Genomic DNA, 13,483 nt, shown 5'->3' with positions numbered 1-13,483 from the left:
CTTACTGAAACGCCACTTCCGCAAAGCTGCGCAATTTGCGGCTGTGCAGCCGGTCCACGCCCTGGCGGCGCAGCAGTTCCACGGCGCGGATGCCGATGCGCAGGTGCTGGTCGACCCGCTCGCGGTAGAAGTGGTTGGCCATGCCGGGCAGCTTGATTTCGCCGTGCAGCGGCTTGTCGCTGACGCACAGCAGGGTGCCGTACGGGACGCGGAAGCGGAAGCCGTTGGCGGCAATCGTCGCACTTTCCATGTCCAGCGCGATGGCGCGGCTCTGGCTGAAACGGCGTTCCGGCGTGCGCTGCGGCAGCAGTTCCCAGTTGCGGTTGTCCGTGCTGGCCACGGTTCCCGTGCGCATGATGTGTTTTAAATCATGCCCCGTCAGTTGGGTGATTTCCGCCACCGCCGTTTGCAGCGCCTGCTGGATTTCCGCCAGCGGCGGGATCGGCACCCACAGCGGCAAGTCTTCGTCGAGCACATGGTCTTCGCGCACATACGCATGCGCCAGCACGTAGTCGCCCAGGCTTTGCGTGGTGCGCAGGCCCGCGCAATGACCGAGCATCAGCCAGGCGTGCGGGCGCAGCACGGCGATATGGTCGGTGATGGTCTTGGCGTTCGCCGGTCCCACGCCGATATTGACCATGGTGATGCCGCTGCCATCTGCGCGCAGCAGGTGGTAGGCGGGCATCTGCGGCAGGCGCGGCGGCGCGGCGCCCAGCGCATCGTCGCTTTCTACCGTCTGTCCCACGCGGCGCGTGACCACGTTGCCCGGTTCGACAAAGGCGATGTAGCCGTCGTCGTCCGACGGCGCTTGCGCGTCGGGCGCGCGGTCCATCATGGCGTGGCCCAGGCGGATGAATTCGTCGATGTAGAACTGGTAATTGGTAAACAGGACGAAGTTCTGGAAATGCTGCGGCGAGGTGCCGCTGTAGTGGCGCAGGCGCTGCAGCGAGTAATCGACGCGCGGGCCCGTGAACAGGGCCAGCGGCTGCGCTTCGCCATGCGCCGGTTCGTGCGTGCCGTTGGCGATGCCATCGTCCATGGCCGACAGGTCGGGCAGGTCGAACAGGTCGCGCATGGCCAGGCGGCGGCCCGCATCCATATTGCCTTCGATATGGTCATGCTCGGCGAACGAAAAATGCACGGGGATGGGCTGGGCGCTCACGCCCACTTCCAGGTGGACATTCTGGCCGCCGTTATGGTTTTTCAGCAGCAGGGTGAACTGGTCGAGATAGTAGTCGCCGAACAGGTCGGGGCGGGTCAGCGTGGTTTCAAATACGCCGGGGCCGGCGACAAAGCCGTAGGCCAGCGGCGAGTCGGCGCGCGCCACGGTGTCGGTCTGGATGCGCACGAAGGGGTAGCAGGCGCGCACGCGCTCGTGCATGTCTTCGCCGGCGACAAAGCGCTGCAGCGCATCGCGCAAGTGTTCGATGCTGCTGCGGTAAATGGCTTGCACTTGTTCCAACGCCAGGCGTGGATCGTCGAAGCGGGAGGAGGCGATGAAGGGGGGCGTAAGCAAGCGGATTCTCCTTGTAGCGGTTCGTGCATACCATTGTAAGGCAGCGGGGCAACTCGCGTTGGACGCGTTTCTTGCCTGGCCGGGCCGCTTGACGGATTCAAATAGAATCTGTATTCTATTTGAATGGTCAGACTCGCCAAATTCAACGAAAACAACTTCATCGACAGCGCGATCGCCGTCGCCGCCCAGTGCGGCGTGGGCGCCGTGTCGATGGCCGCCATCGCCGTCAAGGCCGGTGCGCCCATCGGCTCCGTGTATCACCGCTTCGATTCGCGCAACGCCATCCTGGCGCGCGCCTGGCTGCGCGTGAAGAGCGACTTCCGCGAGGAAGTGGCCAGCCGCTGGCTCGGCGGCGATACCTGGGCCGGCGTGCACGGCTTGCTGGACTGGTGCCGGCGCAAGCCCGTGTATGCGCGCTTTCTCCTGCAATGCGCGGACAGCCCCGATTTCAGCAGTGGCCTCAGCGAGCAATTGCTGGCCGCCGTGGAAGAGGAGCAGGCGGCGCTCGATGCCTGTTTTGTCCGCTGCGCCGAAGCCATGCCCGCCACCACGGAGCTGGACCTCGATCACATGCTGCTCAAATTCGTGCTGATCGACGCGCCCGTGGCCGTCGTCAAGCCCTACCTGACCCAGGAGCGGCCGATACCGGCCAGTGTCGACGCCATGCTGCGCGCCTCGCACGACGCCGTGCGCGGCTGGGCCTTACACACCACATCACACTAACCAAGAAGACATCCATGCGCTATTCCACCCAGCTTGAACACGGCAAGAAAATCCCCCTGCACGACGAAGAGGGTTTCATCGGCATGCGCGCGGCGGGCCGCATCGCCGCCGACACGCTCGATTACATCACGCCCTTCGTCAAGCCTGGCGTTTCGACGGCCAAGCTCGACGCCCTGTGCGAAGAATTCATGCGCGCCGCCGGCGCCATCCCCGGCACCATCGACTACCACGGCTACAAGCACGCCAGCTGTATCTCCGTCAATCACGTGGTCACGCACGGCATCCCGTCGGAAACGAAAATCCTGAAAGTGGGCGACATCCTCAACATCGACGTGACGCCGAAGTTCCAGGGCTGGTTCGGCGACACCAGCCGCACCTTCAAGGTGGGCGCCGTCTCCATCCTGGCCAACCGCCTCGTCAACACGGCGTATGACGCCATGATGGCAGGCATCCATACGGTGCGCCCGGGCGCGACCCTGGGCGACGTGGGCGCCGCCATCGAGGCGGTGGCCAAGGCGCAGGGCTTTTCTTCCGTGCGCGATTTCTGCGGCCATGGCGTGGGCCAGGTCTTCCACGACACGCCGCAAGTGCTGCACTATGGCCGCGCCGGCACGGGCATCGTGCTCGAACCGGGCATGATTTTCACGATCGAACCGATGCTCAACGTGGGCAGCTACCAGGTCAAGGTCTTGCCGGACAAATGGACGACGGTGACGAAAGACCGTTCGCTGTCGGCACAGTTCGAGCACTCGCTGGCCGTGACGGAAACGGGCTTTGAAATCTTCACCCTGACCGGTTCGACCGATCCCCTGGTCTGACGATGCACAGCGCCAGCCTGACGCAGCGCTTGCTGAACCAGCACCGGCACGACGCCGAGGACGCGCTGCAGCAGGTGGCGCTGGCGGTCTTGCAGCAGGAAGGCATCCGCAGCGACAGCGTGCTGCGCCTGGAGCGCATCGGGGCCCTGGCGCCGCCCGTCGCTGGCGTGGTGACGCTGGCCGAGTGGCTGGCCTATGTGGACTGGGAAGGCTTCGACAGCGCCTTGTACGTCAGTATCGACGCGGTGGCGGCGTTCATCGCCGATGACTTGCTGCTGCCCGAGGCGGCGGCCAACTTGCTGCAGGCGCGCGACGCGACCGTGTTCGAGGCGCAGCGCTCCGCGCTGGCGGCAGCAGCCTTGCTGTTCATCGAACGCCACATCGCGCTCTTTCCCAGATAGCGGCGTGGGTCTTACAATGGCGGCAAGCACTGTTGCCCCATTTTGAAGACTTCCGCATGAGCGATTTTCCCGAAGATATTTACACCGAGCCGTCCGCCGACGTGCACACACTGAACAACCTGGGCCCTTTGACGGGCATGGCCGGCATCTGGACCGGCACGCGCGGCCTGGACGTCAAGCCCAAGGCCGATGGTCCGCGCAAGCAGGCGTTTGTCGAGCGCATCGAACTGCAGCCGATCGACCCCGTCACCAACGGCCCGCAACTGTTCTACGGCTTGCGCTACTACATCCACATCACCAAGCCGGATCAAGTCAAAACGTATCATGAGCAGGTCGGTTACTGGCTGTGGGAGCCGGCCACGGGCGCCGTGATCCAGACCCTGGCCATCCCGCGCGGCCAGATCGCCATGGCGTCGGGCACGACGACGGCGGACGCCACCAGTTTCGAACTGGTGGCCAGGCGTGATTCGACGGCGTACGGCATCTGCTCGAACCCTTTCCTCGAACACGCGTTCACCACCGTCGAATACCGCATCAAGGTCGATATCCACGCCGACGGCACCTGGGGCTACGATGAAGACACGGTCATGCTGATTCGCGGCAAGGACGAACCGTTCCACCACACGGACCGCAACCTGCTGACAAAAGTCGCCGAGCCGACGCCGAACCCGATGGCCTTGCAGGCGCTGGCGGCAGCATAAAAATCGGAAGCGGCGGTTCTTGCCGCCATTCTGTTGGAGCGCCTGAAAAATGCTCAGGGCTAGGCGCGTTGCCGCAGGCAGTACGAACGTACGGCCAGGCAATGCAACAACGCCATGGGCTTTTTCTCAGGTGCTCCTTAAGGCTGTCCCTGTGCGACGGCCTTGATCGCACGCTCTTCGCCCATGGCGGCGGCGATCTTCCAGCGCTGCATGGCGCTGGCGCGGTCCGGGCGTTTCAAGCCCGCGCCTTCCCAGTCCATCAGGCCCAGGTTGTAGATATCGCCCGCGCTGCCCTTGTCGGCGGCCAGGGTGAACCATTTGCGCGCTTCCTTGTGGTTGACGGGGATCTGGTAGCCGCGCACGTGGTACAGGCCCAGCAAGTGCATGGCTTGGGCATTGCCCTTGTTGGCGGCCTGTTTCAGCAGGTCGAGCCCGCGCGCCATGTTGCGCGGCTCTTGCCAGCCTTCGGCCAGCATCACGCCCTTCGCCGTCAGTGCATAGCTGTCGTTTTTCAGCAAGCCCTTGCCGACCAGGGGCTTGGCGGCCACCTGGCGCGCTTCGCGCTGCTGCGCCGTTGGCGCCGTGACGGGGCCGGGCTTGCCTTCGCCCATCAGCAGCATCCAGCCATATAAGCCATACGCGCCCGCGTCGCCCTTGCCGACCAGGCTTTCCAGCATGGCCAGCGCCTGCACCTTGTCGCCATTTTCGTACAGCTTGACGGCCCTGGCGCTGCTCGCATCCTGCGGCACGACGGCCGGCGCATGAGGCGCGACGGGCGCCGAGGCCATGGCCGTTTGCGGCGGCGCAGAAACCGGGCGCACGCGCACGGGCAAGCCATAGCTGGCGGCCAGCACGGCCAGGCTGGCGGGGGCGAGGACCAGCACTTGCGCCAGCTGGTTGCGGCGGCCCTTGCCGGCGATGTGCATGGCGCGTTCGGCCTGCTGCGCGCCGCCCAGCGCTTCGCTCAGCACGGCTTTGACCTTGCGGTTGAACAGCCAGTAGCCGACGCCCGTGACGAGCAGGCCGGCGACGGCGGCAGCCCCGCGTCCGGCGAAGAACCAGGTGGCGATGGCGGCGGCCAGCGCGGCCAGCGCGCTTTTCCACCAGAATTGCTTGGCCAGCCGCGTGTAGATCTGGCGCAAGGCACCGAGCACGCAGGTGCGCACATTCTGCGCATACTCGGCGGAGACGACATCGACGTGCGCGTGGTCGGCGTCGCCGCTGAGGACAGATTCGATCACGTCCGCATTCAGTTCCGAGGCGGCCACGTCGCGCAGCGGCGTCAACAAGCCTTGCACGTGGGCAGAGAACAGGCCGTCGTCGGCACTGCCGGCCAGCGCATCGCTGAGCGCCTTGAGGTCGCCGCGCAGCAGCTTTTCCACGATGTCGTCCAGGGTCAGCCAGCGCAAGTCGGTGCCGTACGCCACCAGGTGGTGTTTTTCGGCGTTGCACGATGCATCCAGGCGCACGATGCGCAGCCTGCCCCCGTACAGGGCGTCGACTTCCTGTGGCTGGTCTTCATTGTAAATGCTCACTTTCGCCAGGGCCAGGCTGCTGGCAATGGCCGCCAGTGAGTGCACGCTCTCCTTGTCGCGGATGCGGCGCGCGTCGTCGGGCGCCTGCTTGGGCAGGCTGACGCTGTAGCCGGGTGCCACGTGCACGTCGACCCAGGCCGCCTTGCCCACCTTGCCGGAACCGTCGCAGGGGTTGCAGCGCAAGTCACCCACGCCGCTGCAGGTACGGCAGGTGACACTGCCGCTGGCGCGGCAAGTGCCGCAATTGATGTTGCCGGAGCCGTGGCAGCTGTTGCACGTGACCTTGCCGTAGCTGCAATGGTAGCAATTGCGATGCTCGGTGCGGTATTGCGTGCGCGTTTCGCTGTGGTAGCTGGTGTGCGAGCTGCCGTTGCTGTAGGTGGTCGTGGGCACTTGCACCGTGACGTAATCGGTGACTTGCTCGGCGACCGAGCCGCTGCCGCTGCAATACGAGCACGACACCTTGCCGCTGCCGTAGCAGCCATACGCGTCACAGCTGACGGTGCGCCCGCCGTGGCAGCTCCAGCACGTTTCCGTGGTCAAGCCGTGGCAGGTGTGGCAGCCGATGCGGCCTTTGCCGGAACAGGCGCTGCAGGTATCGAGGTGCCAGTGCTTGACGGCATGCGGCAGGTAGAGGCCCGCCTCGACGCCATTGTAGGCCTGGCCCGCCTGGCGCAAGGCATGGTCGAGCTTGGCCGCCGCGCGGCGCAGGCGTTCCTTCTCCTGCGCGTGAGCGAGCGCTCCCACCTCATGGGAGCCACAGCGGCAGTCATTGCCCGATGGCGTGAAGTAGCCATTGATGACGCGCTGTTCGAAGCGCGCTTCGAGCGCGTAATTGGCTTGCAGGGAAAAATCCTGCAGCACATCTTCCTCGCCCAGCGGCGTGATGTCCTGCGGCTCGAAACGCGTCTTGTCCTGCACCAGCGTGCGCAGCTTGCCCAGCACGGTGGGTATGTCTTCCTTGTCCAGGCGGATGGGCACAGGCGCCGTCACGGTCGTCTCTGTCACCTGAGGCGCATCCTCGCTGCCTGGGGTGTCATGGGCCGTTTCAGTGCTGGAATTCATGCGCGCGTCCTTTTGCTCTCTGGAAAGATGTTTGGATTTTAGCATCCCAATATGACAAACCATGACAAGGCGGACCCCCTTTTTCAGCGCAGGCCGCGGCGGAACTGGTCCGGCGTGCCGCCGCTCTGGCGGCGAAACATGGCGATGAAGGCCGAGGCTGTGCTATAGCCCAGTTCCAGCGCGATGGCCTGCACGGTGTCGCCTTGTTCCAGCAGCGGCAGGGCGGCCAGGAAGCGCTGGCGCTGGCGCCATTCGCCGAACGGCATGCCCAGTTCGCGCTGGCAGCGGCGCGCCAGCGTGCGTTCGGTGACATGCAATTGCGCGGCCCAGTCGGCCAGTGAGCGGTTACTCCCCGGCTCCGCCTGCAGCGCGGACAGCAGCGCCGCGATGACGGGCTCGTCGCTGCCCGGCAGGTAGTTGCGGCTGCACGGCGCCAGCTGCAACTGGTCGACCAGCACTTGCGCCAGGCGCTGGTCGGCCTCGGTGGCGGGCGTGGTGACGCCCCGACCGGCGAAGTCGCCGAGTATGGCTTTGAGTAAGGGACTCAGCACCAGCGCGCACGGCTGCGCCGGCAGTTGAGCACACAGGCTGGCATCGATATAGGCCGAGTGAAACACCACATCCTGGCGGATATAGCCGTCATGCAAGGTTTCTGGCGGTATCCACACGGCGTACTGGGGCGGTGACAGATAGCGCTGGCCCGCCACCATGATTTCCATCACCCCCGTGGAACAATACGTGAGCTGGCCCCAGGGATGGCTCTGGTAATCGAACTGCTGGTGCGCGTGGTAATCGTCGAGGCGAAAGTACACGGGGTAGGGCAGGGCGTCGGAAACGGCGGGGAAATGCTGGTTGCTGGCCATGGAGTCTTTGTCCTGTTCTTCGCATCGTTTGTCCGGTATGCATTATATCCATGGAATCAGACCATGCGAAAATGGCAGTCATTGAATAGTGGAGTTACTTGCATGAAAGCCAAGCATTATCTGTTTCCCGTGATTGCCGTGCTGATCTGGGCCATCAATACCATCGTCAGCAAGATGGCGGTCGGCGTGATCGACCCGGCCGCCATCTCGTTCTACCGCTGGCTGCTGGCCGGCGTGCTGCTGGCGCTCGTGTTTGCCCGCCCCGTGTGGAAGCAGCGGTCCGTCGTGAAACCGTATCTGGGGAAACTGTTTGTGTTGGGCATGCTGGGCATGGTCATGTACCAGTGCCTCGCCTACATCGCCGCGCAGACCACGACGGCCACCAACATGGGTATCCTGGCGTCGATGATGCCGCTGCTGGCCGTGGGCCTGTCCGTACTGGTGTTGAAAGAGGCGCCCACCGTGGGCGGCGTGTTCGGCGGCCTGGTGTCGTTGCTGGGACTCGGCTATCTGCTCAGCCATGGCGACCCGGCCGCGCTGCTCGCCCATGGCGCGGCCGTGGGCGACGCCCTGATGCTGCTCGCTTGTCTGTCGTATGCGGCTTACGGCGTGCTGCTCAAGCGTTGGAAGATTCCCATGAATAACTGGCATTCCTTGCTGATCCAGGTCTGGTGCGCCGTGCCCGTGCTGTTCGTGTATTACCTGAGCCAGTCGGCGCCACCCGTCACCAGTGCCGGCTTGCCGCTGGTGCTGTTTGCCGGCATCCCCGCTTCCATCATCGCGCCATTTTTGTGGATGCACGGCCTGGCCAAGCTGGGCCCCAGCCGCGCGACGACCTTGATGAATTTGCTGCCCGTGTTCACGGTGATTATCGCCATGCTGTTCCTCGGTGAAACCTTGCACAGCTACGATGTGATCGGTGGCGGCGTGACCCTGCTGGGCGTGCTGATGGTGCAAACCCTGAAACGTCCGTTGAGGCGCGCACAAGCGTAGTATTTTTGCTATGCTGGCATTTTGCAAAGGAGCCATCATGGCAAGCGCCGATACCATCGATACCCTGCTGGACGAACTGGAAGCGTTCGGTCTGGCCAATGATGCTGAACACGCCGAGCGCGCCAGCCGCATGCTCAACATTACGCGCGATACGGGCGAATTGCTGGCCGTACTGGTGCATGCGCGCGGCGCGCGCCGGGTGCTGGAAATCGGCACCTCGAACGGCTATTCCACCCTGTGGCTGGCGCGCGCGGCGCGCTCGCTGGGCGGCAGCGTGGTGACGGTGGAAAAGGCGCAGGACAAGTTCGACATGGCGCACGCCAACTTTGCGCGCGCGCAATTGCAAGGCGTGATCGGCCAGCTGCTGGCCGACGCGGGTGACGTGCTGCGCGATGCGGCGGACGGCGCCTACGATTTCATCTTCCTCGATTCCGCGCGCCAGCAATATGCCCTATGGTGGCCGCAGCTGGACCGCGCGCTGGCGGCCGGCGGCGTGCTGGTGGTCGACAACGCCAGCTCGCACTACGCGGACATGGCAGGCTTTATCGACGCCATCCGCGCCGACAGCCGCTACACGACGTGCCTGGCGACTGTCGGCAAGGGCGAATTCATCGCCGTCAAGTCCGGCAACTGATTCATTACTCTGCGACGATGGCCGCTTCCAGCACGCGCACCAGCGATTCGACGCCGTGCGCGTCGACCTCGTCGAAGCGGCCGACCAGGGGACTGTCGAGGTCGAACACGCCGATGATCTGGCCGTTCGCAAACACGGGCACCACCAGTTCCGAGCGGGAATTGACGTCGCAGGCGATGTGGCCAGGAAACGCATGCACATCCTGCACGACGATGGACTTGCCTTCGACCACCGTGGTGCCGCACACGCCGCGGCCTTTCTTGATGCGGATGCAGGCCGGCTTGCCCTGGAACGGTCCCAGCACCAGTTCCTCGCCTTTCAGGAAATAAAAACCGGCCCAGTTCAGGCCCGGCATGGTATTGAACACCAGCGAGCTGAAGTTGGCTGTATTGGCGATGAAATCAGTTTCGCCCGACAGCAAGCCTTGCAGCTGCGAACGCAGGTCCGCATACATGGCTTGCTTGGCGGCGGGGGTGTCGGTGCCGTAGGCGGCGTCGCTGAGGGTAAACGTCATGGTCGAGGTGGTGGTTGAAATGGGGAAGGCGTCATGGTAGCGCGTCTGGCGCCTCCGCGCGCGGCGTTCACTTTGTCAGATGTTCTTGCGCCAGCTGGCGCAGCAGGGGCAGGGCCGCATGGCCGTGCTCAGCCTGCCAGGCCAGGCCGATGCCAGCCGCCAGTTCCTCGCCCTCCAGCAATGGCCGGTAGGTCACGCCAGCGAGGCGCAGGGCGCGGAACGAGTCGGCCAGCAGGGCCATGCCCTTGCCGGCCGCCACGTCGCCGAGCAGCACATGGTGATCCACGGCTTCGCGCAGGAAAGTTGGCGCGAAGCCATGCCGGCGAAACACTTGCTGGCAATGGTCGAAGAAGGCGGGCTGGCGCGCCCGTTCGAACCAGTAAATCGGTTCTGCCGCGATGTCGCTCAGACTGAGCTTGCGCTTTTTCGCCAGCCGGTGCACTGCGGGCAGGGCCAGCATCATGGGCTGGCGCGCCAGCGGCTGCACGGCCAGTTCGAACGTGGCGCTGGGTAAAGCGAGCAGGGCCGCATCGAGCTGGCCCTTGCGCACGCTAGCCACCAGGCGCGGCGAGGGGGCCGCCGTCAGTTCCAGGCGCATGGTGCCCAATTGCTTGTCCAATGCCGCAAGCAGGGGGTGGAACAGGCCCGCTTCCACTGAACTGGTCAGGCCCAGGCGCAGGCGCGCGGGCGCGCTGTCTTGCCGCAGCGACGTTTGCGCCCGATCCAGCAAATCGAGGACGTGCAGCGCCTGCGGCAGCAGGGTGCGGCCCGCCTGCGTCAAGGCCACGCCCCGCGTGTCGCGCTCGAACAATCGCGTGCCCAGCCGTTCTTCCAGCAGCCGGATGGCGCGCGACAGGGGCGGCTGGGTCATGTGCAATTGCTCCGCCGCCTGGCGAAAGTTCAGGCAGCGGGCGACGGCGCAAAACAGGCTTAGGGCATGGGTATCGAGGGCTCTCATACCAGAAAGGTATCACGAAATTGCACATTCCCCCGCCAGCCGACGCGGCCTAGACTGGCCGTATTGACGTGAGGGAGATCAACATGCAACTGCAACAACGACGCATCGGCCATAGCGGCTTGAGCAGCTCGGCACTGGGCCTGGGCTGCATGGGCATGTCGGAATTTTATGGTGCCACGGACGAGGCGCAATCGATGGCCACGCTGGAAGCGGCCCTGGCGGCGGGCGTGACCCTGTTCGACACGGCCGACGCCTACGGCTTCGGCCACAACGAGCAATTGCTGGGCCGTTTCCTGGCCAGCCATCGCGGCCAGGCCCTGGTCGCCACCAAGTGCGGCCTGGCGCGCGAGGCGGGCAGTTATGCGCGCCGCGTCGACAACTCCCCCGCCTATATCCGCCAGGCGTGTGTAGCGTCGCTAACGCGCCTGGGCGTGGACGCCATCGACCTGTTCTACCTTCACCGCCTGAACCTCGATACCCCGCTGGAAGACTCGATGGGGTCGCTGGCGCAGCTGATGCAGGAGGGCAAGATCCGCGCCGTGGGACTGTGCGAAGTGAGCGCCGCCACCTTGCGGCGCGCGGCGGCGCTCTGCCCCGTGGCGGCCGTGCAGAGCGAATATTCGCTGTGGACGCGCGAGCCGGAGCAGGGCGTGCTGGCCGCCTGCCGCGACGTGGGTGCCAGTTTCTTTGCCTACAGCCCGCTGGGGCGCGGTTTCCTGACGGGCGCCATTGCCGATGCGGCCAGTCTCGACGCGGGGGATTTTCGCCAGTTCAATCCCCGTTTCGCCGCCGACAACCTGGCGCGCAACCAGGCCATCGTGGCGCAGGTCAGGGACATCGCGCGCGCGAAGGGCTGCACGCCGGCCCAGCTGGCGCTGGCCTGGCTGCTGGCGCAAGGCGACGACATCATCCCCATTCCCGGCACCAAGCGCATCGCGTATTTGCACGACAACCTCGGCGCGCTGGGCGTGCAGCTGGACGGGGTGGAACTGGCGGCGATGAACGCGGCCTTTCCCCTGGGCATGGCGGCGGGCGCGCGTTATACGGAGGAGGGCATGAAGGGCGTGGATGCCTGAAAAAACTGGGCTTAGTGTACGCCAGCGTACCTAACTGACGTTTTTCCTGCGCGATAATCCCCGGCGATCTGCTAGCATTTCGGCTGGCCCCATGCACCCGCGAAGTGGTGCGGGGCCGGGGAATGCCGCATGGATAGAAGGGTGGATGTCAAATTGCTAGATGATGATATTTTCGATATCGAACTGAAGTTATTACTTGAGGGAATACTGCTGCGCTATCAGCACGATTTCCGCGATTATTCCGTGGCGTCCCTGCGCCGGCGCATGCGCCAGGCCATGGAGCGCTTTGGCTGCGCCAGCCTGTCGCAATTGCAGGACCGCATCTTGCACGAACCGGCCATGTTCGCGCAGATGCTGCAATTTTTTACGGTGCAGGTGAGCGAGATGTTCCGCGATCCCGCATATTTCCGCGCCTTGCGCGAAAAAGTCGTGCCCATGCTGCACACCTATCCTTCCATCAAGATCTGGGTGGCCGGTTGCAGCAGCGGCGAAGAGGTGTGGTCGCTGGCCATCTTGCTGGAAGAGGAAGGCTTGCTGGAACGCAGCATGATTTATGCGACCGACATCAATGTCGAGGCGCTGGCCGCCGCCGAAGCGGGCATCTATTCGGTCGAGCGCATCGCCCAGTTCAGCGAAAACTACCAGCTGGCGGGCGGCAAGCGTTCGCTGTCCGACTATTACACGGCCGCCTACAAGGGCGCCATCTTTGACCGGCGCCTGCGGCGTCAGTTCGTCTTCGCCGACCATAGCCTGGCGACGGATAGCGTGTTTTCGGAGGTGCACATGGTTTCCTGCCGTAACGTCATGATTTACTTCAATAAAGACTTGCAAGACCGCAGCCTGGGCCTGTTCCACGAAGCGCTGGTGAACCGGGGCTTCCTGGGCCTGGGCATGAAGGAAAGCCTGCATTTCAGCCGCCACGCTGCCAGCTTCAACGAGCTGAGCCCGGCTGTACGCATCTTCCAGCGTGCCTGACATGCTGCCGACCAGCGACGTGGCACCACCGCCCGCCGGCCTGCGCCTGATCGCCATCGGCGCCTCGGCCGGCGGCGTGGAAGCGCTGGGTACCGTGCTGCGCGCCTTGCCCGCCAGCTGCCGCGCCACCGTGGTGGTGGTGCTGCATTTGGCGCCGGGCCGTTCCAGCCAGTTGCCGCAGCTGTATGCGGCGCGCTGCGCGCTGCCCTTGCGCGAAGCGCAGGACAAGGAACCGCTGCAAGGCGGCACCGTCTACTTCGCCCCGCCCGATTACCACCTGCAAGTTGAACCCGATGGCTGTTTTTCCCTGTCGCAGGAAGAGCCCGTGTATTTTTCGCGCCCGTCCATCGATGTCCTGCTGGAAACGGCAGCCTACGCCTACCGGCGCGCCATGCTGGCCATCATTCTGACGGGCGCTTCGGCCGACGGCGCGGCGGGACTGGCGCGCGTGCGGCAACTGGGCGGCAGTGCCTGGGTGCAAGACCCGCAACGGGCCAGTTGTGGCATCATGCCGGCCGCCGCGCTCAAGCGGGCCGGCGCCGACCGGGTGCTCGATTTGCCGCAGATGGCTGCCAGCCTGGCCTTGCTGGGCGCTGTCGGACACAAGTGAGTGGGAGTGGGACAGTGCGTGTAATATATGTGAAAATTGAAACAATGTTGATGTTCATATCGAAACACGATGGCATCTTGCCGTTGCGATGCCTGAAGATG

The 13,483-nt window shown here is 64.7% G+C and carries 14 protein-coding genes; 9 read left to right on the top strand and 5 right to left on the bottom strand.

The features are described 5' to 3' along the window. Window position 1: 1 nt before the first annotated feature. Window positions 2-1,516 carry an AMP nucleosidase gene (locus O0882_RS02685; RefSeq protein ID WP_289945141.1) on the bottom strand — a complete coding sequence of 505 codons (1,515 nt, stop codon included), beginning with the start codon at window positions 1,514-1,516 and terminating at the stop codon, window positions 2-4. Window positions 1,517-1,639: 123 nt separating this feature from the next. Here O0882_RS02685 and O0882_RS02680 point away from each other — a divergent pair, with 123 nt between their 5' ends. From O0882_RS02680 to O0882_RS02665, 4 genes are read left to right on the top strand one after another with little or no spacing between them, the layout of a single operon-like run. Next, entirely contained in the window at window positions 1,640-2,239 is a 600-nt protein-coding gene (locus O0882_RS02680) for a TetR/AcrR family transcriptional regulator (protein WP_289945139.1), read from the top strand. 14 nt (window positions 2,240-2,253) lie between these two features. Further along, window positions 2,254-3,057 (top strand): type I methionyl aminopeptidase, encoded by an 804-nt coding sequence (gene map / locus O0882_RS02675; RefSeq protein ID WP_289945138.1) that lies wholly within the window; start codon window positions 2,254-2,256, stop codon window positions 3,055-3,057. A gap of 2 nt (window positions 3,058-3,059) precedes the next feature. Beyond that, window positions 3,060-3,458 (top strand): hypothetical protein, encoded by a 399-nt coding sequence (locus O0882_RS02670; protein ID WP_289945136.1) that lies wholly within the window; start codon window positions 3,060-3,062, stop codon window positions 3,456-3,458. 56 nt (window positions 3,459-3,514) lie between these two features. After that, on the top strand, window positions 3,515-4,159 hold the full coding sequence (locus tag O0882_RS02665; protein ID WP_289945134.1) for a heme-binding beta-barrel domain-containing protein: 645 nt from the start codon (window positions 3,515-3,517) through the stop codon (window positions 4,157-4,159). 137 nt (window positions 4,160-4,296) lie between these two features. Here O0882_RS02665 and O0882_RS02660 read toward each other — a convergent pair whose 3' ends face one another. Continuing rightward, on the bottom strand, window positions 4,297-6,759 hold the full coding sequence (locus O0882_RS02660) for a hypothetical protein (RefSeq protein ID WP_289945132.1): 2,463 nt from the start codon (window positions 6,757-6,759) through the stop codon (window positions 4,297-4,299). Between the two features lie 83 nt (window positions 6,760-6,842). Then, entirely contained in the window at window positions 6,843-7,622 is a 780-nt protein-coding gene (locus O0882_RS02655) for a helix-turn-helix transcriptional regulator (RefSeq protein ID WP_289945130.1), read from the bottom strand. Window positions 7,623-7,724: 102 nt separating this feature from the next. Between O0882_RS02655 and O0882_RS02650 the strand changes: the two genes are divergently transcribed. After that, a complete protein-coding gene (locus O0882_RS02650; RefSeq protein ID WP_116745215.1) occupies window positions 7,725-8,615 on the top strand; it encodes a DMT family transporter in 891 nt (296 codons plus the stop codon). A 37-nt stretch (window positions 8,616-8,652) separates the two neighbouring features. After that, a complete protein-coding gene (locus O0882_RS02645; RefSeq protein WP_289945127.1) occupies window positions 8,653-9,249 on the top strand; it encodes a class I SAM-dependent methyltransferase in 597 nt (198 codons plus the stop codon). Window positions 9,250-9,253: 4 nt separating this feature from the next. On the opposite strand, the gene O0882_RS02640 is transcribed toward O0882_RS02645, so the two are convergent. Then, window positions 9,254-9,763 (bottom strand): GAF domain-containing protein, encoded by a 510-nt coding sequence (locus tag O0882_RS02640; protein ID WP_289945125.1) that lies wholly within the window; start codon window positions 9,761-9,763, stop codon window positions 9,254-9,256. Between the two features lie 67 nt (window positions 9,764-9,830). Next, complete coding sequence (locus tag O0882_RS02635; protein ID WP_289945124.1) at window positions 9,831-10,721, bottom strand: LysR family transcriptional regulator; 891 nt, start codon at window positions 10,719-10,721, stop codon at window positions 9,831-9,833. Between the two features lie 83 nt (window positions 10,722-10,804). On the opposite strand from O0882_RS02635, the gene O0882_RS02630 reads away from it, so the two are divergent. The 3 genes from O0882_RS02630 to O0882_RS02620 all read left to right on the top strand — a co-directional run bounded on the left by O0882_RS02630 (window position 10,805) and on the right by O0882_RS02620 (window position 13,382). Then, on the top strand, window positions 10,805-11,797 hold the full coding sequence (locus O0882_RS02630) for an aldo/keto reductase (protein WP_289945122.1): 993 nt from the start codon (window positions 10,805-10,807) through the stop codon (window positions 11,795-11,797). Between the two features lie 129 nt (window positions 11,798-11,926). After that, window positions 11,927-12,772 (top strand): CheR family methyltransferase, encoded by an 846-nt coding sequence (locus tag O0882_RS02625; RefSeq protein WP_289945120.1) that lies wholly within the window; start codon window positions 11,927-11,929, stop codon window positions 12,770-12,772. 1 nt (window position 12,773) lies between these two features. Further along, window positions 12,774-13,382 (top strand): chemotaxis protein CheB, encoded by a 609-nt coding sequence (locus O0882_RS02620; RefSeq protein WP_289945118.1) that lies wholly within the window; start codon window positions 12,774-12,776, stop codon window positions 13,380-13,382. Window positions 13,383-13,483: the final 101 nt, after the last annotated feature.

The sequence above is a fragment of the Janthinobacterium sp. SUN073 genome (assembly GCF_030397665.1).
GTDB lineage: Bacteria > Pseudomonadota > Gammaproteobacteria > Burkholderiales > Burkholderiaceae_D > Janthinobacterium.
This window is presented reverse-complemented; position numbering and strand designations above follow the sequence as displayed.

Coding starts and splice junctions, on each gene's coding strand:
- O0882_RS02620 (WP_289945118.1), top strand. CDS start 12,774: ATGCTGCCGACCAGCGACGTGGCACCACCGCCCGCCGGCCTGCGCCTG.
- O0882_RS02660 (WP_289945132.1), bottom strand. CDS start 6,759: ATGAATTCCAGCACTGAAACGGCCCATGACACCCCAGGCAGCGAGGAT.
- O0882_RS02670 (WP_289945136.1), top strand. CDS start 3,060: ATGCACAGCGCCAGCCTGACGCAGCGCTTGCTGAACCAGCACCGGCAC.
- O0882_RS02635 (WP_289945124.1), bottom strand. CDS start 10,721: ATGAGAGCCCTCGATACCCATGCCCTAAGCCTGTTTTGCGCCGTCGCC.
- O0882_RS02630 (WP_289945122.1), top strand. CDS start 10,805: ATGCAACTGCAACAACGACGCATCGGCCATAGCGGCTTGAGCAGCTCG.
- O0882_RS02640 (WP_289945125.1), bottom strand. CDS start 9,763: ATGACGTTTACCCTCAGCGACGCCGCCTACGGCACCGACACCCCCGCC.
- map (WP_289945138.1), top strand. CDS start 2,254: ATGCGCTATTCCACCCAGCTTGAACACGGCAAGAAAATCCCCCTGCAC.
- O0882_RS02665 (WP_289945134.1), top strand. CDS start 3,515: ATGAGCGATTTTCCCGAAGATATTTACACCGAGCCGTCCGCCGACGTG.
- O0882_RS02680 (WP_289945139.1), top strand. CDS start 1,640: ATGGTCAGACTCGCCAAATTCAACGAAAACAACTTCATCGACAGCGCG.
- O0882_RS02625 (WP_289945120.1), top strand. CDS start 11,927: ATGGATAGAAGGGTGGATGTCAAATTGCTAGATGATGATATTTTCGAT.
- O0882_RS02655 (WP_289945130.1), bottom strand. CDS start 7,622: ATGGCCAGCAACCAGCATTTCCCCGCCGTTTCCGACGCCCTGCCCTAC.
- O0882_RS02645 (WP_289945127.1), top strand. CDS start 8,653: ATGGCAAGCGCCGATACCATCGATACCCTGCTGGACGAACTGGAAGCG.
- O0882_RS02650 (WP_116745215.1), top strand. CDS start 7,725: ATGAAAGCCAAGCATTATCTGTTTCCCGTGATTGCCGTGCTGATCTGG.